Annotated in this window: 17 protein-coding genes; 10 read left to right on the forward strand and 7 right to left on the reverse strand. The window is 72.1% G+C overall.

Features of this window, described 5'->3' with window-relative positions; genetic code table 11:
• Positions 1-80: 80 nt before the first annotated feature.
• The 4 genes from ACBJ59_RS09935 to ACBJ59_RS09950 all read right to left on the reverse strand — a co-directional run bounded on the left by ACBJ59_RS09935 (position 81) and on the right by ACBJ59_RS09950 (position 7,078).
• Positions 81-2,579 (reverse strand): DEAD/DEAH box helicase, encoded by a 2,499-nt coding sequence (locus tag ACBJ59_RS09935; RefSeq protein ID WP_375109854.1) that lies wholly within the window; start codon positions 2,577-2,579, stop codon positions 81-83.
• A 4-nt stretch (positions 2,580-2,583) separates the two neighbouring features.
• Entirely contained in the window at positions 2,584-3,138 is a 555-nt protein-coding gene (locus tag ACBJ59_RS09940; protein ID WP_375109855.1) for a GNAT family N-acetyltransferase, read from the reverse strand.
• Positions 3,139-3,184: 46 nt separating this feature from the next.
• Entirely contained in the window at positions 3,185-5,671 is a 2,487-nt protein-coding gene (locus tag ACBJ59_RS09945; protein ID WP_375109856.1) for a beta-L-arabinofuranosidase domain-containing protein, read from the reverse strand.
• A 132-nt stretch (positions 5,672-5,803) separates the two neighbouring features.
• Positions 5,804-7,078: an acyltransferase gene (locus tag ACBJ59_RS09950; protein ID WP_375109857.1), complete on the reverse strand. Its 1,275-nt coding sequence runs from the start codon at positions 7,076-7,078 to the stop codon at positions 5,804-5,806.
• Positions 7,079-7,261: 183 nt separating this feature from the next.
• On the opposite strand from ACBJ59_RS09950, the gene ACBJ59_RS09955 reads away from it, so the two are divergent.
• Both ACBJ59_RS09955 and ACBJ59_RS09960 read left to right on the forward strand, forming a co-directional pair.
• A complete protein-coding gene (locus ACBJ59_RS09955; protein ID WP_375109858.1) occupies positions 7,262-8,509 on the forward strand; it encodes a sensor histidine kinase in 1,248 nt (415 codons plus the stop codon).
• The gene (locus ACBJ59_RS09960) at positions 8,500-9,147 is read left to right on the forward strand and encodes a response regulator (protein WP_375109859.1); all 648 of its coding nucleotides are present in this window, start codon (positions 8,500-8,502) and stop codon (positions 9,145-9,147) included. The genes ACBJ59_RS09955 and ACBJ59_RS09960 overlap by 10 nt, the downstream gene beginning before the upstream one ends.
• Positions 9,148-9,281: 134 nt before the next feature.
• On the opposite strand, the gene mihF is transcribed toward ACBJ59_RS09960, so the two are convergent.
• The 3 genes from mihF to ACBJ59_RS09975 form a co-directional block, all read right to left on the reverse strand.
• Positions 9,282-9,587, reverse strand: coding sequence for an integration host factor, actinobacterial type (gene mihF / locus ACBJ59_RS09965; protein ID WP_043641121.1), 306 nt, complete (start codon positions 9,585-9,587; stop codon positions 9,282-9,284).
• A gap of 102 nt (positions 9,588-9,689) precedes the next feature.
• Entirely contained in the window at positions 9,690-10,094 is a 405-nt protein-coding gene (locus ACBJ59_RS09970) for a heme-binding protein (RefSeq protein WP_375109860.1), read from the reverse strand.
• 120 nt (positions 10,095-10,214) lie between these two features.
• Positions 10,215-11,462, reverse strand: a complete 1,248-nt coding sequence (locus tag ACBJ59_RS09975; protein WP_375109861.1) for an ROK family protein — start codon at positions 11,460-11,462, stop codon at positions 10,215-10,217.
• 22 nt (positions 11,463-11,484) lie between these two features.
• On the opposite strand from ACBJ59_RS09975, the gene ACBJ59_RS09980 reads away from it, so the two are divergent.
• The 8 genes from ACBJ59_RS09980 (at position 11,485) to ACBJ59_RS10015 (ending at position 20,218) form a co-directional block, all read left to right on the forward strand.
• Positions 11,485-12,783: an MFS transporter gene (locus tag ACBJ59_RS09980; RefSeq protein WP_375109862.1), complete on the forward strand. Its 1,299-nt coding sequence runs from the start codon at positions 11,485-11,487 to the stop codon at positions 12,781-12,783.
• Between the two features lie 227 nt (positions 12,784-13,010).
• Positions 13,011-14,060: a LacI family DNA-binding transcriptional regulator gene (locus ACBJ59_RS09985; protein ID WP_375109863.1), complete on the forward strand. Its 1,050-nt coding sequence runs from the start codon at positions 13,011-13,013 to the stop codon at positions 14,058-14,060.
• The gene (locus tag ACBJ59_RS09990) at positions 14,057-14,971 is read left to right on the forward strand and encodes a carbohydrate ABC transporter permease (protein ID WP_375109864.1); all 915 of its coding nucleotides are present in this window, start codon (positions 14,057-14,059) and stop codon (positions 14,969-14,971) included. The genes ACBJ59_RS09985 and ACBJ59_RS09990 overlap by 4 nt, the downstream gene beginning before the upstream one ends.
• A complete protein-coding gene (locus tag ACBJ59_RS09995) occupies positions 14,971-15,789 on the forward strand; it encodes a carbohydrate ABC transporter permease (protein WP_375109865.1) in 819 nt (272 codons plus the stop codon). Before ACBJ59_RS09990 ends, ACBJ59_RS09995 begins: the two co-directional genes overlap by 1 nt.
• A gap of 9 nt (positions 15,790-15,798) precedes the next feature.
• Positions 15,799-17,103 carry an ABC transporter substrate-binding protein gene (locus ACBJ59_RS10000; protein ID WP_375109866.1) on the forward strand — a complete coding sequence of 435 codons (1,305 nt, stop codon included), beginning with the start codon at positions 15,799-15,801 and terminating at the stop codon, positions 17,101-17,103.
• A gap of 5 nt (positions 17,104-17,108) precedes the next feature.
• Positions 17,109-18,095 carry an ADP-ribosylglycohydrolase family protein gene (locus tag ACBJ59_RS10005; RefSeq protein ID WP_375109867.1) on the forward strand — a complete coding sequence of 329 codons (987 nt, stop codon included), beginning with the start codon at positions 17,109-17,111 and terminating at the stop codon, positions 18,093-18,095.
• A 6-nt stretch (positions 18,096-18,101) separates the two neighbouring features.
• Positions 18,102-19,082, forward strand: a complete 981-nt coding sequence (locus tag ACBJ59_RS10010) for an ADP-ribosylglycohydrolase family protein (RefSeq protein WP_375109868.1) — start codon at positions 18,102-18,104, stop codon at positions 19,080-19,082.
• Positions 19,079-20,218 carry an ADP-ribosylglycohydrolase family protein gene (locus ACBJ59_RS10015; protein ID WP_375109869.1) on the forward strand — a complete coding sequence of 380 codons (1,140 nt, stop codon included), beginning with the start codon at positions 19,079-19,081 and terminating at the stop codon, positions 20,216-20,218. Before ACBJ59_RS10010 ends, ACBJ59_RS10015 begins: the two co-directional genes overlap by 4 nt.
• Positions 20,219-20,243: the final 25 nt, after the last annotated feature.

Genomic DNA, 20,243 nt, shown 5'->3' on the forward strand with positions numbered 1-20,243 from the left:
TTCTCGGTCGAAACTGAATCGACAGGCCTGTGCCGGAACGCCCTTGCCAGTCCGTTCCGGCACACGGCTTGTCGCTCTTCCTACAGCCGGTTCATCCCCTGGACGTGCAGGACCGCGCGGCCCTCCTCGTCGGAGGCGGCCAGGTCGACCTGGGCGTCGATGCCCCAGTCACCGTCGCCGGCCGGATCCTTGATCGTCTGTCGCACCTTCCACAGCCCGCTCTCCTCCTCGATGCGCAGCAGCGCGGGCCCGCGCGCGTCGGCGTCGGTGAAGATCTCCTCGTGGTCGGCGTAGTAGGCGTCCAGCGCCGCGCCCCAGTCGACGTCGGGAGCGAGCTCCGCCAGCTCCTCCTCCTTCTCCACGGCGCACAGCTCGACCAGCCGGAACATCGCGTTGCGCACCAGCACCCGGAAGGCCCGCGGGTTGGCGGTGACCGGCCGCACCTTGGCCTCGAGCTGCTGCTGATCCTCCAGCGCCGCCGCCGGGTTGGTCAGCTTCTCCCACTCGTCGATCAGCGAGGAGTCGACCTGGCGGACCAGCTCGCCGAGCCACTCGATCAGGTCGACCAGGTCGTCGGTCTTGAGGTGCTCGGGCACCGTGCGCGACAGCGTCCGGTAGGCGTCGGCCAGGTAGCGCAGCACCGTGCCCTCGGAGCGGGCCAGCTCGTAGACCTGGATGTACTCGCTGAACGTCATGGCCCGCTCGAACATGTCGCGTACCACGGACTTCGGGCTCACCGTGTAGTCGCCCACCCACGGGTGGCCCCGCCGGTAGGTCTCGTAGGCGCCGAGCAGCAGGTCGTCGAGCGGCATCGGGTACATCACCTCTGCCAGCTGCTCCATGCGCTCCTCGTATTCGATCCCGTCGGCCTTCATCTGCGCGACGGCCTCGCCCCTGGCCTTCTTGAGCTGGGCGGACAGGATCTGGCGCGGATCGTCGAGGATCGACTCCACGATCGAGACCACGTCGAGGGCATAGGAGGGCGACTCGCGGTCGAGCAGGTCGAACGCCGCCAGCGCGAACGTGGACAGCGCCTGGTTGAGCGCGAAGTCCTCCTGCAGGTCGATCGTCAGCCGGGCCCGCCTGCCCTGCTCGTCGGGCTCGGTGAACTGCTCCACGATGCCGCCGGCCAGCAGCGACCGGTAGATGGCGATGGCCTGGCTGATGTGCCGCCGCTGCCACTTGCGGTCCTCGTGGTTGTCGGTCAGCAGGTGCTTCATCGCCTGGAAGCAGTCGCCGGGGCGGTTGATCACCGCGAGCAGCATGGCGTTGCTGACCTTGAACCGGGAGTTGAGCGGCTCGGGCTCGGCATCCTGGAGCTTCTGGAACGTGTCCTCGCTCCAGCCGACGAACCCCTCCGGCGGCTTCTTGCGGGCGTAGCCGCGCCGCCGCTTGGGGTCGTCGCCGATCTTGGCCAGCGCCTTGGCGTTCTCGATGTCGTGCTCGGGGGCCTGGCAGGCGACGTAGCCGATGGTGTCGAACCCGGCGCGGCCGGCCCGGCCGGCGATCTGGTGGAACTCGCGGGCGCGCAGCCGGCGCACCTTGTTGCCGTCGTACTTCGACAGGGCGGTGAACAGCACCGTGCGGATCGGCACGTTGACGCCGACGCCCAGCGTGTCGGTGCCGCAGATGACCTTCAGCAGCCCGGCCTGGGCCAGCCGCTCGACCAGCCGCCGGTATTTCGGCAGCATGCCCGCGTGGTGCACGCCGATGCCGTGGCGGACCAGCCGCGACAGGGCTCGGCCGAAGCGGGTGGTGAAGCGGAAGCCGCCGATCATGGCGGCGATGGCCTCTTTCTCGGCCTTGGTCGCCATGTTGATCGACATCAGGGCCTGGGCCCGCTCCATGGCCGCGGCCTGCGTGAAGTGCACGACGTAGACGGGCGCCTGGCCGGTCGAGAGCATCTCCTCCAGCGTCTCGTGCAGCGGGGTCATCCGGTAGGAGTAGACCAGCGGCACCGGCCGCTCGGCGTGCTTGACCACCGAGGTCGGCCGCCCGGTGCGCCGGGTCAGGTCGCGCTCGAACATCGACACGTCGCCGAGCGTGGCCGACATCAGGATGAACTGCACGTTGGGCAGCTCGAGCAGCGGCACCTGCCACGCCCAGCCGCGGTCGGGCTCGGCGTAGAAGTGGAACTCGTCCATCACGACCTGGCCGATGTCGGCCCCCGCGCCGTCGCGCAGCGCCACGTTGGCCAGGATCTCGGCCGTGCAGCAGATGATCGGCGCGCCCGGGTTGACGCTGGCGTCGCCGGTCATCATGCCGACGTTCTCGGTGCCGAAGACGGCGCACAGGTCGAAGAACTTCTCCGAGACCAGCGCCTTGATCGGCGCGGTGTAGAACGTGCGCTGGTCGCGCGTCAGCGCGGCGAAGTGGGCGCCCGCGGCCACCAGCGACTTGCCCGAGCCCGTCGGCGTGGCCAGGATCAGGTTGCTCCCGGAGACCACCTCGATGAGGGCCTCCTCCTGGGCCGGATAGAGCGTGAGCCCCCGCTCGGCGTTCCAGGCGACGAACGCGTCGAAGATTGCGTCGGGGTCGGCGTCGATCTCTTCGGGCAGGCGGTCAACGAGTAGGCTCACACACCTATCCTGCCGAAGTTTGCCGGGTGGTCGAACCGGTGGCGGCGAAGTTCGTAAAGGTCTGTGCCAGATCGAGCTGGAGCAGCGCGGTGTCGATCCACCGCCCGTGCTTGAACCCGACGGCCGTCAACCGGCCCACCGGCTGGAAACCGAACTTCTCGTGCAGCCGCGTCGAGGACGGGTCGCCCGAGTCGGCGATCACCGCGATGAGCTGGCGGGCCGGGGTCTCGCGGGCCCGCTCGACCAGCGCGCCGAGCAGCAACCGCCCGAGCCCCCGCCCGGTGTGGCCGGGGGCCAGGTAGATGGTGTCCTCCAGGGTGTGGCGGTAGGCGGGCTTGGGGCGATATTGGGCGAGGTAGGCGAATCCGGCCACCTCGCCGTCCGCCTCGGCCACCAGGAACGGCAGCCCGGCCCCGGTGATGCCCGCCGCCTTGGCCCGCCAGTCGTCGAGCGAGAGCGGCGTCTCGTCGAACGTGGCCACGGTGGTGGTCACGTAGTGGGAGTAGATGTCGGCGACGGCCGGGAGGTCGGTTCCGGCGAGGGCACGGATCTTCGTCATGCCGCAATTTTCCTCAACGGGAGATGACGCGCGTGTTTCCGGGTCCTCACGGGGTCGCGGTGGGCACCTCCCATTCGAGGAGGCCGGCGGAGAAGTCGTTCCGCAGGCGGGCCACGATCCGCAGGCCCTGCGTGGTGACCGGGTCGAAGGTGACGCGGTTGACCGTGTCCGGGGCCACGCCGTAGCCGGAGGGGGAGGTGACCGGGCGCCACTGGTCGCCGTCGAGCCAGCGCAGCTCCCACGACGCCGGGACGCGGCAGCGGCCGATGCCCGTGTCGTCGAACCAGTAGACCGCGCAGCCGGCGATCCGCCTGGGCTCCCGGTAGGCGTACTGCACCCACTCCTCGGTGCCCAGGTGGTCCCACCAGGTGAAGCGGGGGATGCCGTGGTCGGCGGAGCTGCTGGGCCACCTGCCGTCGTACAGGGCGAGCATGGAGCCCTCGGCGTGCGAGGCGGACGCCTCGAACTCGGGCAGCGTCCACTCGTGCGCGTCCGGGCCGTTCCCGGCGACCGGGAACGAGGTGATGCGCAGGCGGGCGGCGCCCATGGGGATCAGCCGGACCTCCTCCACCGGGCTGTCCGTGCGCGCCGGGCTGTCCTGCAGCTCGCGGACCACGCCCTGCGGGTCCGCCTGCCAGTTCCCGATCCTCCTGGCGCGGGCGCGCAGCTCCAGCGGGGCCGTCCGGGGCGTGAAGGGGTTGTCGGGGAGCGGGCCGCGCCGCCGCACCAGGCGCAGGCGGCCGGGCTGAGGCCGGTCGAGCGCGTAGTTCCAGGCCGTCTCGGGGAAGACCTCGAACTCGGGCCAGTCCGGCGTGCCGCCGGTGCGCCGCCAGCTCTCGCCGATCGCCAGGGAGAAGGTCAGCGGGCCGTGGTCCACCGAGACGGAGCCGTGGTTGCGCGTCCAGGTGCGTACGGACGTGCGCATCGGCAGCGTCAGCTCCACCCGGTCGCCCGCGCGCCAGGTGCGCTCGACGACGACGTAACCCGCGCCGTCCGTGGCGACCGGCTGGGCGCGCCCGGCCACGCGCAGCGCGGGGTTCCGGCACCAGCCGGGGATCCGCAGGTAGAGGGGGAAGGCGACGGGCTCGGCGGTGGCCACGGTGAGCCGGATCGTCTCGTCGAACGGGTAGCCGGTGCGCTGGTCGATCGTCACCTCCTGGCCGCCGGCGACGCGGGCGGTGACCGTGGAGTCGGCGTACATCGAGGCCGCCAGGCCCCGGTCGTGCGTGGCGAGCCAGAGCTCCTCGGCGTAGTAGGGCCAGCCCATGCCGTAGTTGTGCGGGCAGCAGCGGTAGTCGTGCACGCCCGGCAGGTACGCCTCCATGCCGAAGCCGTTCTGGAACTGGCCGTAGAGCTTGGCCGTCCGGTCGAGCCGGACGCTGTTGGCGCTGGTGATGTAGTGGACCGACTTCTGCTCGGGGTCGAAGGCGGCGGGCATGGAGTTGATCGCCAGCTCCTCGCACCTGTCGGCCCACACCGGGTCGCCGGTGAAGCGCGTCAGCATCTCGAAGCTGTGCATGAACTCGACGATCCCGCAGGTCTCGAAGCCCTGCCGGGGGTCGTCGAAGCCGTCCCTGGTGTTCTCGTCGCCGGCGAACCCGCCCCCGGGGAACTGCCCGAACTGCCCCATGACGGTGGCGTAGTTCCGGTACGTGGCCTGGGCGAGGGCCGGGTCGCCGGCGAGCAGGCCGTACTGGAGCGGCTCGCGGAAGCCCTGCGCGATGTTGACGTTGTGCCGGGTCGGCAGCCCGTTCACGTAGTCGGCCGAGCCGGAGTGCATCTTGCGCACCAGGTCCAGCAGCCAGCCCTCGCCGGTGCGGTTGTAGAGCCAGTAGACGCTGTCGATGTTGTCGCCCCAGCGGAAGGCGCCCCAGCTCCGGTTGAAGACCTCGGCGGGCTGGGCGGCCTGGAGCCGGAAGTATCCGGTCATGAAGGGCAGCACCCGCTCGTCGCCCGCGTACTCGTGCCAGGAGCGGAACGCCGACAGCAGCGGCATCCCCGGCCAGAAGTCCGGCCCGCCCTCCAGCGAGGTACGCAGCCGCGCCGGCCCGAACCAGCCGTCCGGCTGCTGGGTGGCGATGATCCCCGTCAGCCACCGCTCGGTCTTGGCCAGGGCGGCGGCGTCGCCGGTCACGTACGCCAGGTCGCCGAACCCGCGCAGCCAGTACGGCAGCTCCTCCCCGGCCCCCCTGTCCGGGTGCACCCAGCCGCAGGTGTCGTAGGCCAGGAAGTCGGAGACCTCGTCGTAGCGTCCGCAGAGCCCGCCGAGCTGTAACCGGAGCTGATGTCCCAGCCAGCCGCGTGCCCGCACGGCGCCGGGCGGCAGCTTGAGGAACGGGGTGGGGGAGAGGGGCGCGCGGTTCGGGGCGTACAGTCCGCCGCCGGTGGAGGCGGCCGGCCGTTTGACGAACCGGACCCGCGTGCCGTCTCCGGGTCCCTCCGCCAGGGCGGGGCCGCCGGCCGCCAGTGCCGCCGCCGTGACCCCGCCCGTGACGAGGAACCTGCGCCGCCCGATCGATGCGTCGTGCTCCATGTGGCCTCCCGCGCCTCGCTGAACCGCTCGACCGCAGGAAATATCAGAGAAACGATCTAGTCAAGACCGAACCGATCTGATTCAGTCAGAAACGTGCGGAAAGCGCCGACCGAGTATGTCCATAAGCGATCGCTATCCCCGTGTCCGCGGCACCGTCATCAGCAGCCCGCCGAGCAGCGCGAGCACCGCCAGGAACGGCCCGCCGCCGGGCGCGAAGCCGCCGACCGTCAGCGTCAGCACCCCGCCCCCGACCAGCCCGGTCGCCACGAGCGCGGCGCGCGGCCCCCCGGTCCCGTACGGCAGCGCCGGCGGCGTCTCGAACCGGGCGAACCCCTTCACCAGCGGCCACAGGACCAGGCACAGCAGCCCGAACCAGACCGGCCAGCCGGCGAACCACAACACGCTGCCCGGCCGCGGCGTGTCCACGCCCAGCAGCACCACCGTCACCCCGGTCACCGCGAACAGGGCCGGCATGTGCCACAGGTACACCGTCATGATCCGCGGGCTCGCCCAGGCCAGCAGCCGGGCCGTGGGCAGCCGGAGCAGCGCCGGGCGCAGCAGCGTGGCCAGGCCGATCTGACCGAGGCCGACGGCGAGCATGGCGAGCGTGGGCGGGGCCATGTTGGACACCTCGGCGCCCGGCAGGCCGATCATGCTGCCCGGGTACGGGCCCTGGGTCACCAGCAGCGCGGCCGCGCCGAACCCGCCCACCACCAGCAGCCACGGCCGCCGCAGGCGCCCCTCGGCGTAGAAGAAGCCGAGCTGGTGCACGGCCAGCCAGACGAACAGCACGTTCAGGTAGCCCACGGCCTCGAACCCGGTCGCGAAGCGGGCCACGTCCACCAGCACCGCCCCGGCCGCCAGCACGGCGGGCACCCGCCAGCCGTACCGCTCGTGCAGGCGCAGCGCGTACGGGGTGGCCGTGACGGCGATCAGGTACACGGCCAGGAACCACAACAGCTGGCCCGTGAGCTTGGCGCCCACGTCGAGCGGCTGCTCCGGCACCCCCAGCGTGAGCAGGATGTGCGGCAGCGGGATCCACACCGCCGCCAGCGGCAGCAGCGGCCAGGCCAGCCGGCGCAGCCGGACCGCCAGCCACAGCGGCGCGGCCTTGTCCGACCGGCCGAAGCTGATCGCGTTCGCCGCGCCGCCCGCGAAGAACACCAGCGGCATCACCTGGCTGATCCACGTCACCACCCACACGCCGGGCGTCGACAGCGCGTTGCCCGTGGTCAGCCGGTCGCCGTCGTAGGACAGCACGGGTATCGTCCAGTGCTGGAAGACGATGAGCGCCATGCCGAGCACGCGCAGCAGGTCGATGAACGGATCGCGGCCCGCCGGACGCGCACCTGCCGTACGGCGCGGCTCCGCGGGAGCGGCGATCGGGCGGTCCAGCAGGACGGTCATGGGAGCCTCGCTTCACGGGGGGAGCTGATGCCTCAAGGCTTCCGTCCGGGGCCTGCGCGCACATTGCCGCGAGCCGCCGTTCTCGTGTCCAGGACCCACCACCGGGCCAGGTAGGGCTGGCCCTACCCCCGCACACCTGCGCACCCGCTCGTGCCGCTCGCGGCGACGTCATACCGTTGGGCCATGCGCTCCCTGATGAGGCGTGTCCTCCTCGACACCCGCTACACCCTGGTCGGCCTGCCGACGACGCTCATCGGCTTCGTGCTCATGATCGCGGGCTTCGCCGCCGGCCTGGGCACCGCGGTCGTGTGGATAGGCGTGCCGCTGCTGGCGGGCACGCTGATGCTCGCGCGGGGTTTCGCCGACGCGGAGCGCGGCTGGCTGTCCGACGTGCTCAAGCGGCCCCCCGTACGGCCGCGCTACCGGCCCGCCCCGCCCGGCGCCGGCCGGTTCCGCCGGCTCGTCAACCCGCTGATGAGCGGGCAGTCCTGGCTCGACCTGCTGCACGGCATCCTCAACCTGCCGTTCGCGATCCTCGCGTTCGTGCTGACCGTCGTGTTCTGGTCGATCCCCCTGGCGGGGCTCACCTGGCCCCTGTACGGCATCATCACCTCGCGCATCCCCGGCAACTCCGAGCTGCCCGAGCTGCTCGGCATGGGCGACGGCTACCTGGTCAACTCGATCTTCTACGTGTCCCTCGGCGCCGTCTTCGCGCTGATCATGCCCTTCGCGGTGCGCGGCGCCGCGCTGCTGCGGGCCGGGCTGGGCCGGGCGCTGCTGACCGGTGTGGCCGAGCTGCAGGAGCGCATCGACGACCTGGCGGAGGGCCGCGCCGCCGCCGTCTCCGCCGAGGCCAACGCGCTGCGCAAGCTGGAGCGCGACATCCACGACGGGCCGCAGCAGCGGCTGGTATCCCTGGCCATGGAGCTGTCGAGGGCGCAGCGCCAGCTCGCCAAGGACCCCGAGGCCGCCCAGGCCACGATCAAGTCCGCGATCACCGCCACCCGCGAGACGCTCGACGAGCTGCGTGCCCTCTCCCGCGGCATCGCCCCGCCGATCCTGTCCGACCGCGGTCTGGCGCCCGCGCTGGCCGCCCTGGCCGGGCGCTGCACGGTCCCCGTCGACCTCGACGTGCAGACCGTGGAGCGCTACCAGGCCGCCGTCGAGAACGCTATCTACTTCGTCTGCGCCGAGACCCTCACCAACGTGGCCAAGCACAGCCGGGCCACCGTCTGCACGGTCCAGCTGACCCGCATCGGTGGCGTCCTCATGCTCTCCATCGGGGATGATGGGGTCGGCGGCGCACACGTCGCCAAGGGACATGGGCTCGCCGGGCTGGCCGACCGGCTCCGCGCCGTCGACGGGGAGCTGAGCGTGCACTCGCCCGACGGCGGGCCCACATTGATCGTGGCGGAGGTGCCGTGCGGGTAGTCGTGGCCGATGACGCGGTCCTGATCAGGGAGGGCCTGGTCAGGCTGCTTGAGGAGTTCGGCTGCGAGGTGGTGGCCACCGTGGGTGACGGCGACGCCCTCGTCGAGGCGATCGCCGAGCACAGGCCGGACGTGTCGGTGGTGGACGTGCGGATGCCGCCGTCCTTCACCGACGAGGGGCTCAAGGCGGCCGTGGAGGCCCGGCGCCGGGTGCCGGGGGCGCCCGTGCTGATCCTGTCGCAGTACGTCGAGGTGTCCTACGCCGACGACCTGCTCGCCGACGCCAGGGGCGCGGTGGGCTATCTGCTGAAGGACCGGGTCGTCGACGTCGACGAGTTCCTGGAGGGCCTGCGGCGGGTGGCCGCGGGCGGGACCGTGTTCGATCCCCAGGTGGTGTCCCAGTTGATGGTGCGCAGGCGCAAGGACGACCCGCTGGCACAGCTCACGCCGCGCGAGCGCGAGGTGCTCGGGCTGATGGCCGAGGGGAAGTCGAATCCGGCCATCGGACGGCAGCTCGTGATCAGTGACGGGGCCGTGGAGAAGCACATCCGGAGCATCTTCAACAAGCTCGGCCTCTACGCGGAGGACAGTGACCAGCATCGCCGGGTGCTCGCCGTACTGACCTACCTGCGTTCCTGACTCTTGAGTTGTGCTGACCCCTCGGGCTGGCCCGCCGTCGAGCGGGGCGGCTCCGCTCGGCGGTCCCTCCTTGCCAGTGAGGGGTCGCTGGCCGGTCCGCGCGGCATCGCGCGCGGACCTGGCCGCTCGGGGTTCTAGCCGAGCGCGTCGACCAGCTTCTTGCGCTGCTGGGCGCCCAGGCCGCCGAGGCGGCGCTTCTCGTCGACGCCCGCCTCCTCCATCAGCGCGGTGGCCTTGGCCGGACCCACGCCCTTGACGGCGCGGAGCGCCTGGGAGACCTTGATCTTCTTCGCGATGTCGTCGTCGCGCTCGAGCAGCTGAGCGAACGTCAGCTCGCCCGCCTTGACCTTGGCCAGGAGGGCCGTGCGCGCGGCACGGGCCTCGGCGGCCTTGGCCAGAGCGGCTTGACGCTGCTCGGGGGTGAGAGTGGGAAGTGCCATCTCAGTTCTCTCCTCGGGGAGTTACGTTCGGGTTCTTGTTACCCGTGGTGCAGTGGCTAATCATGGCGGATACCAGCGGTTCGTGTTGCGGAAAGCGCCCGCTCAGCGTGCAGACCACACCGACGCGGCCGCTTCGGCACAGGCCACGTCCTGCGTGACGGTGCCTCCGCTGACCCCTATGCCGCCGACCACGCGTTCTTCCTCACCGTAGCCCGACCAGAGCGGGACGCCACCTCCGAAGCACACGAAACGGCCGCCCGCCAGGCCCGACAGCTCCCCTCCCGGAGCGGTCAGCGCGGGCAGGTCGGAGGTGGGCCGGCGCAGGGCCACGGAGGTGTACGCCTTGCCCTGCGCGAGCACCGGCCCGGAGATCTCCGCACCGTCCATACGCTGGAAAGACACCAGATTCCCGCCCTCGTCCACGACCGCGACGGAGATCGACGCGCCCTCGCGGAACGCCTGCTTCAAGGCCGCCTCCGTCATGCGGAGCGCGAGTTCGAGATTCACGCGTGCATCCCTCTGGTCATGATTTGTTTCGCGCATTGGACCCTTCCATGCGTACCGTCCGCGGCCGGGCCCGGCAAGATCATCAAGGTGACCTTCTGGTCGGAGGCGTTATAGCGGCCTTTATCCCTCCAAGGTGGAATGCGTCACACTTTGCTGCTCGGGCGTGTCGCGACCCTGGTCAGGGTGGCTTTTCCGCCAGAGTTCGAGGCCCTCGGTCGTGAGGAAAGCGTCGAAGACCGACTCCATGGCGCCGAGGAGCGAGCCGCGCCAGCCGAGCGCCGAACCCTCGATCCTGGGCGGCCGGTCGCGGCGGATCGCCATGAGGCCCGGCTCGTACGCCTCCAGGAGGGCCCGCCCGGCCCGCTCCCACAGCTGCACGCCGTGCCCGGACAGGGTGACCACCTCGGGGTCGTGGGCGTTCACGAGGGCGGCGATGCCGCGTCCCAGCGCCCTGGCGGTGGCCTCGACCGACTCCGGGCTCGTGGCCAGCACGTGCTCGGCCTGCTCGCGTCCCCTGCCGCCGCCGTAGGCGAGGCCGACCTGGCGGAGCAGGGCGTTCGCGCCGACGTCCATGCCCCAGCAGCCGACCGCGCCGCACGGGCAGAGGCGGTCGCCGCCGGTCAGCGGCATGTGGCCGAACTCGGCGCCGGTGCCGCCCGCCCCGGCGACCGGCCGGCCGTCCACGACCAGCACGCCGCCCAGGTCGAAGTCGACGTGCAGGTGCAGGCCCACCCCGACGCCCTGCAACCGGCCCCGCCGCGCCTCGGCCAGGGCGGCCAGCGCGGTGTCGTTGCCGACGACGGGCGCGCCGAGACCTTCGGGCGCTACGTCCCCGCCGGGGGAGGGGGCGGTCAGGAGGGCGGGGACGTCGACCGCGCGCCAGCCCAGGTGGGCGATGTCCACCAGGTCGCCGTGGCGGACCGGGCCGGCCAGCGCGACCCCGACGCCGATCACCCGGTGCCCGAGGCGGCGTCCGTGGGTGGCGATGGCCGCGCCGAGGGTGCCGAGCGCGCCCTGCGGCGTCCCGTCGTGCGGGCGCACCTCCAGCACCGTGACCCGCCCGCCCAGCTCGCACGCCGCCAGCTCCCACGCGTCCTCCCGCACGTCCACGGCCAGCGCGACCGGCCCGTACGGATGCGGCCCCGGCACCTGCGTCGGCCGCCCGCGCGTGTGCTCCGGGGCCGGCTCCTCGTGCAGCAGCCCGTCCTCCACCAGCCCCGCGACGAGCACCGAGGCCGTGCCCCTGGCCAGGTGCAGGTCGCGGGTGAGCTGGGACCTGGTGCGGGCGGCCCCGCAGTCGTGGACCGCGCGCAGCAGCCTGACCCGGTTGTGCGCGCGAAGCTCGCCACTCGTCGTAGCTCCATTCACGAACACAGTTTATGCTCTAGCCGTGAACAAAAGCCTCACTGATGCCAGACGAGCACGTGTCGCAGTTTTTGGGTTCTTCTTCCTTGCCGGTTTTGTCATGGGTTTGTGGGCGGCCGGGCTGCCGTCGCTGAACGACCGGCTCGAGCTCGGCCCCGCCCGGCTGGGCAGCGTCCTGCTGCTCATCTCGGGCGGGGCGCTCGTGTCGATGCTGGTGGCCGGGCCGCTGGTCGACCGGTGGTCGAGCCGGCGGGTGTGCTGGTTCGCCGGTCCGTTCTCCGGCCTGGTGCTGCTCGGGCCCGCGCTCGCGCCCTCGTACTGGGCGCTGGCGGCGCTCGCGGTGCTGTTCGGGATGGGGCTGGGGGTGACCGAGGTCGCCATGAACGCCCACTCCGTCGAGGTCGAGCGCCGCTACGGGCGGCCGATCATCTCGGCCTTCCACGGCACGTGGAGCCTCGGCGGCGCGGCGGGGGGCGGGCTCACCTCCCTCGTGCTGCAGGCCGGGCTGGACCCGCAGGCCCTGCTGATCGCGGCGGCGCTCGTGGTGCCGTTCCTATACGTCCCGGCGGCGCGCCTGCTGCTGCCCGACCCGCCCGAGCACGCCGCCTCCGCCGAGTCCGCCTCCGGCTCGGGGAACTCGCTGCGCTGGGGGCTGATCGCGCTGCTGGGGCTGGCCGCGTTCGCCGGGCACCTGAGCGAGGGGGCGGCCATCGACTGGGCCGCGCTGCACGCCCGCTGGGTGCTGGAGACCGATCCGGCCATGGCGCCGCTGGCGTACACGATCTTCTCGGTGGCCATGACCACCGTGCGGCTGCTCGGCGACCCCATCAGGGCCCGGCTCGGGTCCGTGCGGACGATCCAGCTCGCGGGGCTGTTCGCCACCGCCGGCTACGTCCTGGTGCTCGTCTCGCCGCTGGCGGGGGAGAGCCTGCGGGTGGCGTGCGCGTGGACCGGGTGGGCGCTGGCCGGGGTCGGGCTGGCCACCGTGGTGCCCGTGCTGTTCAGCGCCGTGGGGGCGGCCGGTGGCCGGGTCGGGCGGGCGCTGGCCATGGTGACCGCCTTCGGGTACAGCGGGTTGTTGCTGGGGCCGGCCGTGCTGGGGTACGTGGCCGAGGCGACGTCGTTGCCGGTGGCGCTGATCATCCCGGCCGTGCTGGCCGCCGTGGTCACGCTCACCGGCTCCCCGGCCATCCGCGCGCTGCTCCGCCTCTCCGCCCCGGCCGCCGCCGGTCCGGGCGCGGTCTCCGGTGCCGCCGCCGGGCGGGATCCGGGTGCCAGCAGCGAACGCGGGCACGAGGTCGCACCCGAGCCCGCTCGCGACTGACCCGCCTGGCAGGTCCCGCCGCCGCCCGTCCGCGTCCCCGTCGCGGGGCGGGTGGCGGTGGAGGCGGCGGGGTCCTTTACCTGCCGTAATTTGCCAACATGGCCCCTGAGCTGGTGTTATGCGATCGTGACTTGACCTGCAAGTTACATCCAGGTTTCATGTCCCCCACACGGTAAACGTTTACAGATTGCCTTCCGTAAACGTTTACACCTCAGGGAAGGACAGTCTTGGCCGACGGACCCACGATCAACACGATCGCCGAGCGCGCCGGTGTCTCGATCGCCTCCGTCTCGCGGGTGCTGAACGGCCTGCCGACCAGGCAGGAGACCGTGCGCAAGGTGATGGCCGCCGCCGACGAGCTCGGCTACGTGCGCAACGCCGTGGCCAGGTCGCTCAAGTCGCGCCGCACCCACCAGGTCGCCTTCGCCATGGCGGACGTCGGCAACCCCGCCTACCTGGCCATGCTCCGCGAGATCCAGCCGGTGCTGAAGGCCGCCGGATACCGCCTCGTCCTGCACTCCACCGACGCCGTCGTGGCCGACGAGATCGACGTGCTGCACAGCCTGGGCGAGCGGTACGTGGACGGGCTGATCATGAGCCCCCTGCGCGTCACCGAGGCCCACCTCGAGATGCTGGCCGCGGCCAGGGCGCCCGTCGTGATCATCGGCTCGGTCCCCGAGGGGACGCGCGTGGACAACGTACGCGCCGACTCGCGGACCGGCGTCAGGCTGGCGGTCGATCACCTCTACTCGCTCGGCCGCCGCCGCATCGCCATGATCAACGGCCCCCTCGACACCGTGCCCGGCGCCGCCCGCGGGGCCGCGTACCGGGAGGCGCTGGCCGACCTCGGCCTGGCCTACGACGAGAACCTCGTGCAGATCGGCGACTTCTACCGCGCGGAAGGGGGCCGGGCGGTGGCGGAATTGCTCGCCCGGGTGCCCGACGTGGACGCGCTGATGTGCGCCAACGACCTGATCGCGCTCGGCGCCCTCGACGTGCTGCGCGCCGCGGGCAAGCGGGTGCCGGAGGACGTGGCGGTGGTCGGCATGGACGACACCGACCTGGCCGCGGCCTCGTGGCCGTCGCTGACCAGCGTCTCGCTGGGCTCCGCCGAGCGCGGCAAGGCCGCCGCCGAGCTGCTGCTCGACCGGCTGCAGGGCGGCGACCGCGAACCCCGCCTGGTCACGGTGCCGCCGCGCCTCGTCGTACGGGCGTCCACGGCCGGGTCCGAGGCCATCGAGTACGAGCGCACGGATCGGAAGGAGGGCGGGGCGTGACGGCGACCGTGACGAGACCGGCGCCCCCGCGGAGACCGCGGGCCAAGCGCCGCGGGATCTCGCGCGAGACGCGGGAGATGTGGCTGCTGATGCTCCCGGCGATGGTGCCGGTGCTGCTGTTCAGCGTGGGCCCGCTGCTGTACGGCATCGGCCTGGCGTTCACCGACGCCCGCAACACCCGCGTCCACGAGACGAGCTTCGTGGGCCTGGAGAACTTCGTCCAGCTGCTGTCCGACGACGACTTCTGGTCCTCGTTCCGGATCGGCGCGATCTGGGCGGTGTCGGTGACCGTACTGCAGTTCCTGGCCGCGCTCGGCCTGGCGCTGCTGCTCAACCAGAACCTGCGCTTCAGGAGCGTGGCCCGGGTGCTGGCGGTGGTGCCGTGGGCGATGCCGCCGGTGGTCATCGGCCTGATGTGGAAGCTCGTCTACCACCCCGACGCGGGCATCCTCAACGACGTGCTCGGCACCGACATCAACTGGCTCGCCGACTTCTCGCTCGCGCTGCCCGCGATCATCGTGGTCGGCATCTGGACCGGCATGCCGCAGACCACGGTCGTGCTGCTGGCGGGCCTGCAGGGTGTCCCCAAGGAGCTCTACGAGGCGGGCGAGGTGGACGGCGCCGGTCGGTGGCGGCGGTTCTGGAACATCACGCTGCCCCAGCTCCGCCCCGTCATCGTGGCGATCACCTCGCTGGACTTCGTCTGGAACATCAACCAGTTCGGCCTGGTCTACGTGCTCACGCAGGGCGGGCCCGGCGGCCAGACCCGGCTGCCGATGTTGTTCGCCTACGAGGAGGCGTTCAGGTATCGCTTCGCCGGTTACGCCTCGATGCTCGGCCTCGCGATGGCGATCGTCGTGCTGGCGGTGCTCGGGCTCTACCTGTGGCGGCAGATGAGGGAGGCCAAGTGATGGGGCGCGTCTCACAGTACGCGGCGCTGCTGGCGTACATCGTCTTCCTGGCGTTCCCGCTGGTCTGGCTGCTGTCCACGGCGCTGAAGACGCCGCAGGAGATGGCCATGGCGGATCCCACCTGGATCCCGCGCGACCCCACGCTGGCCAACTTCAGCGACGCGTTCGGCGAGCAGGACCTCGTCGGCGCGGCCACGCGGAGCCTGGTCGTGGCGTTGTTCAGCAGCGTGATCACGGTGCTGATCTCGCTGCCCGCCTCCTACGCGATGGCGCGCTACCGCAGCCTGGTCAACAAGATCGCGATCGGGTGGGTGCTGGTCAGCCAGGTGTTCCCGTTCATCCTGATCATCATCCCGCTCTTCATGATCCTGCGCGACCTGGAGCTGGTGAACACGCTGCCGGGCCTGGTGGTCGTGCACGTGACGTTCACGCTGCCGTTCGCGCTGTGGATGCTGCAGGGATACGTGCGCGCGGTGCCGCGCGAGCTGGAGGAGGCGGCGTCCGTGGACGGCGCGACCCGGCTGCGCGCGATCGTCAGCGTGGTCGCCCCGCTGCTCGCGCCCGGCGTGGTGGCGACGTTGCTGTTCTCGTTCATCTCGTCCTGGAACGAGTTCATGTTCGCGCTCGTGATCCTCCAGGACCCCGACGTCATGACGCTCCCGCTCACGCTGGTGAGGTTCACCGGCCCGGAGGGAGTGGCCAGGCTCGGACCGCTGGCCGCGGCGTCGCTCATGGCGACGATCCCGAGCCTGATCTTCTTCGCAATCATCCAGCGGCGATTGAAGTCCGGCCTGATGGCCGGCGCCGTCAAGGGCTAGGAGGCTCATATGCGAATCAAGTCCGCTTTGGCGGCGGCGGCGCTCCTCACGCTGGCCGCCGCGTGCGGCGGGGGAGGCGGTGGCGAGCCGTCGTCCGCGCCCAACGAGCCAGTCAAGCTCAATTTCCTCAGCCTGGCGTGGCAGAAGGAATCCGTCGCCGCGAACAAGCAGCTCGTGGACGAGTGGAACAAGGCCAACCCCACCATCCAGGTGACCTACGTCCAGGGCAGCTGGGACAACGTCAACGACCAGCTTGTCACCCAGTTCGCCGGTGGCACGGCGCCCGACGTCATCCACAACGACTCGCCCGCGCTGTCCGGCTTCGCCAGTGACGGCTACCTGCTCGACCTGAGCGACAAGCTGCCCGCCGAGCTCAAGAGCGACATCCCGCAGTCCGCCTGGGACACCGTCACCTTCGACGGCGGCAAGGGCGAGCAGGGCGTCTACGGCGTGCCGTTCCTGCAGGAGTCGCAGGTCATCATCGCCAACAAGAAGCTGCTGGACGAGGCCCAGGTACGCGTCCCCACTGCGGACAACCCGTGGACGTGGGACGAGTTCTCCGAGGCCGCCAAGAAGATGACCAAGGGCGGCGCCTTCGGCGTGGCGTGGCCGATGAAGTCGCCGGTCAACAAGACGCTCAACCTGGCGCTCAACTTCGGCGGCACGTTCTTCCAGACGGCCGAGGGCAAGACCACCGTCAAGGTCGGCCCCGAGGAGCGCGAGGTGCTCCAGCGCATCCACGACCAGCTCTACAAGGACAAGTCCGCCGACCCGGCCGCCCTCGGCCAGGGCACCGCGGACCCGCTGCCCGCGTTCTACAAGGGCAAGTTCGCGCTGCTCCCGGCCGGCGTCTACCTGCGCCAGCAGGTCGTCGAGCAGGCTCCCGAGGGGTTCGAGTGGGTCACCCTGCCCGCGCCCAAGGGCACCAGCGCCCAGCAGGGCGCGGTCTCGCAGACGCTGTCGATCGCGCAGGACAGCAAGCACCCCGACGAGGCGATGAAGTTCATCTCGTTCTTCCTGAACGGGCCGAACCAGGCCAAGCTCGCCAAGGGCGACTGGCTGCTGCCGACTTCCCAGACGGCCGCCGCCGACCCGGCGATGACCACGAAGGACAACGGCTGGGACGTGGCCACCGCCTCCGCGAAGAACCTGGTCGTGGCGCCGTTCCTGAAGGTGAACGGGTTCGACGAGTGGAAGAGCAAGGTCGCCACTCCGGTGCTGCAGGAGTACTTCGCCAATAAGATCACCATCGACGAGGCGGCCACGAAGCTCGTCCAGGAGGGCAACGAGGTGTTGGAGCGGTACCAGCGTTGACTTCGTTGAGGGAGAGAGCCCGGGGGTGCCTGCTCGGCCTGGCGGCCGGCGACGCCCTCGGGGCCCCGGCCGAGAACCTGTCGCCGGCGGAGATCCGCCGGCGGTGGGGCAGGCTCACCGAGATCGAGGGCGGGGGCACCGATGACACGGAATACGCCATCTTCGCGGCCTCGCTGCTGGTACGGCACGGCCACGCGCTGACCGCCGCGGACGTGGCGGCGGCGTACCGGGAGGAGATCATCCCCCGGGTGACGGGCCCGATGCGCGGCGCCGGCTTCTCCGAGCTGGGCACCATCGAAGCGCTTCGCCGCGGGCTGGAGCCGCCGCTGACCGGGCTGGTGCACTCGCACGGCTGGTCCGACGGGCTCGCGATGCGGGCCGCGCCCTACGGGATCTTCTGCCCGGGCGATCCGGCGGAGGCCGCCCGGCTGGTCGAGCAGGACGGGCTGGTCAGCGGGTCGGGCGAGGGCATACTCGGCGGCCGCGCGGTCGCCGGGGCGGTGGCCGCCGCGATGGGCGGGGCCGCGCCCGGCGAGGTGGTGTCGGCGGCGCTGTCGGTGATCCCGGCGGACTCGTGGACGGCACGGAACCTCGTACGCGCCCGCGCGGCGCTCGGCCCGTCCCCGGACCCCGGCGACCCCGACGTCATCGAGGCCCTGCACGAGGCCGTCGTGGTCAGGCACTACCCCTGGACCGACGTCGCGCCCGAGGCCGTCGCGCTGGCCCTGGCCGCCTTCCTGGCCGCGGACGGCGACGTCGAGACGTCCGTGACCTTCGGCGTGAGCCTGGGCCGCGACGCCGACACGATCGGCGCCATCGCCGGTGCCGTGGCCGGGGCCGGGCGGGGAGAGGGCGGCGTGCCCGCCCGCTGGGCCGCCAGGATCGGGGCCGTGACGGGCAAATGCCTGCCCGTCGTGGCCGGAAGACACGTGCTGGACACCGCCGACGAGCTCGCCGACGAACTCGCCGACGAACCGGCGGGAGGGCTGTAGATCGCAATGTCGGGGGACAGAATCAGGGGAGCCTTCGCCGGGCTCGCCACCGGCGACGCGGCCGGGTGGCCGGCGGCCAGGCACCGGGCGGCGCTGCACGCGCCCTGGAGCCGCCGCCTGCACCGCGAGCTGGACGCGTTCGCCGAGGAGCACCGGGTCACCACGTTGCCGGTGCCGTTCGCGCTGAACCAGCCGGTCGCGCCGCTGCGGATCGGGCCGTCCGACGACGCCGAGTGGCTCGCGTGGACGGCGCTCACCATCGACCGGCCCAGGGCCGGGGCCTTCAGGGAGCTGATCGCCCCGGACGGGGAGTCGCCGCGCGTCAGGGCGCGCATCTCCGTGGCGACCGCGCTGGACAACCTGGCCAGGGGCGTCGAGCCGCCCGCTTCCGGGCACGACAACCCGCACCACTTCGACGACGCCGCCGCCGTCAGGGCCGTCGCGTTCGGGGCCCTGGGAAGGGACCCCGCGCCGGACGCCCAGGTGACGAACGCCGGCGACGGCGTGCTGGGCGCCCTGGCCATGGCCGCAGCGGTGGCCGAGGCCGTGGCATCGGGCTCGGTGGCGGGCGCGGTCGAGGCGGCGCTGGCCGTCCTGCCCGAGGACACCGCCATCGGCCACAACGCCCGCCTGGCGCTGGCCGTCGCGCGGAAGGCGGGCGACCCGTTCGGCGCGATCCCCGCGCTCGACGGCGCCCTGCTCGACCACGTCTACAGCTACGGCGTGGGCGCCGCGCAGACGGTGCCCGTGGCGCTGGCGCTGGCCGAGGTTTCCGGCGGCGAGCTGGGCAGGGCCGTGCCCGCCGCGGCGTGCCTGGCCTCGCTGGCCGACTCGGCGCCCGCGCTCACGGGGGCGCTGGCCGGGGCCTGCGGCGGGTACGAGGCGATCCCGGAGGGGTGGACCGCCTCGACCCGTACGCTGGCCGGTTGTTGCCTGCCTGATCTGGCGGGCCGAGATTTGATCCAACTATTGGAGGACATAGCATGACGCCGCTTGAAGACAGGGCCACCGGCTGCGTGGCGGGGGCGGCGGTCGGTGACGCGCTGGGCGGCGCGACCGAGGGCTGGACTCCCGAGCAGATCGTGCAGCGGTACGGGGGCCGCGTCGAGGGCATCGTGCCGCCGTTCAACGAGGACTGGCGCAACGCCCGCCCCATCGCCCCGTACCACAAGGGCGACGGCCACATCACCGACGACACCTTGATGACGCACGCCCTGATCCGCGTGTACGAGAAGGCCGGCGGTCACCTGGACGCCTACTCGATGGCCGAGCACCTGGTGCCCGAGCTGATGGGCGAGCGGCGGTGGATCCCCGAGCTGGAGGCCGAGGCGCTGCCGCTGCAGCGGATCTTCCTGGCCGAGAAGTGGATCGTGGCCCGCCTGCACTACGGGCACGCCGACCCGCGCGAGGCCGGCGTCGGCAACATCGTGAACTGCGGCGCCGCCATGTACGTCGCCCCCGTCGGCATCGTCAACGCCGCCGACCCCGACGCCGCCTACGCCGAGGCCGTCGACCTGGCCGGGGCGCACCAGTCCAGCTACGGCCGCGAGGCCGCGGGCGTCATGGCCGCCGCCGTCGCCGAGGCCATGCGGCCGGGCGCCACCGCCGACTCCGTGGTGGCGGCCTGCCTGCGCCTGGCCAAGGACGGCACCCGGGCCGCCATCGAGGCGGTCTGCGAGACCGCGGCCGGGCTGGGGCACTGGGACGGCTCGTTCGAGGCGCTGCGCGCCGCCGTCCGGCCCTTCGACACGGTCGCCGACACCTACCGCGACCAGGGGCTGGGGGCGCGCCGGCCGAGCCGGGTGCACAGCATCGAGGAGCTGCCGCTGGCGCTCGGGTTCCTGGTGATCGCCAAGGGCGACTTCCGCGACACGGTGCTGGGCGGGGTGAACTACGGGCGCGACGCCGACTCGATCGCCTCCATGGGCGGCGCCATCGCGGGCGCGCTCGGCGGGCTGGCCTCCGTGCCGCCGGAGTGGGTGGAGAGGGTGGCGGCGGCCAGCCGTACGGACCTGGTGGCTCCCGGGCTCGCGATCGCCGGGGTGGCGCGCCGGGTGCACGCCGACGACCTCGTACGGCGCCGCGCCCACGAGTCCGCCTTCGCCGGCCTCGATCACGCATGATCCCCCGCACCCGCGCGACGCGCAT

This window comes from Nonomuraea sp. MTCD27 (genome assembly GCF_041950495.1).
Taxonomy (GTDB): Bacteria; Actinomycetota; Actinomycetes; order Streptosporangiales; family Streptosporangiaceae; genus Nonomuraea.

Bases quoted from the DNA above. Each gene is read 5' to 3' on its own strand.
- ACBJ59_RS10010 (WP_375109868.1), top strand. From the start codon at position 18,102: ATGTCGGGGGACAGAATCAGGGGAGCCTTCGCCGGGCTCGCCACCGGC.
- mihF (WP_043641121.1), bottom strand. From the start codon at position 9,587: ATGGCACTTCCCACTCTCACCCCCGAGCAGCGTCAAGCCGCTCTGGCC.
- ACBJ59_RS09995 (WP_375109865.1), top strand. From the start codon at position 14,971: ATGGGGCGCGTCTCACAGTACGCGGCGCTGCTGGCGTACATCGTCTTC.
- ACBJ59_RS10015 (WP_375109869.1), top strand. From the start codon at position 19,079: ATGACGCCGCTTGAAGACAGGGCCACCGGCTGCGTGGCGGGGGCGGCG.
- ACBJ59_RS09950 (WP_375109857.1), bottom strand. From the start codon at position 7,078: ATGACCGTCCTGCTGGACCGCCCGATCGCCGCTCCCGCGGAGCCGCGC.
- ACBJ59_RS09945 (WP_375109856.1), bottom strand. From the start codon at position 5,671: ATGGAGCACGACGCATCGATCGGGCGGCGCAGGTTCCTCGTCACGGGC.
- ACBJ59_RS09955 (WP_375109858.1), top strand. From the start codon at position 7,262: ATGCGCTCCCTGATGAGGCGTGTCCTCCTCGACACCCGCTACACCCTG.
- ACBJ59_RS09940 (WP_375109855.1), bottom strand. From the start codon at position 3,138: ATGACGAAGATCCGTGCCCTCGCCGGAACCGACCTCCCGGCCGTCGCC.
- ACBJ59_RS10000 (WP_375109866.1), top strand. From the start codon at position 15,799: ATGCGAATCAAGTCCGCTTTGGCGGCGGCGGCGCTCCTCACGCTGGCC.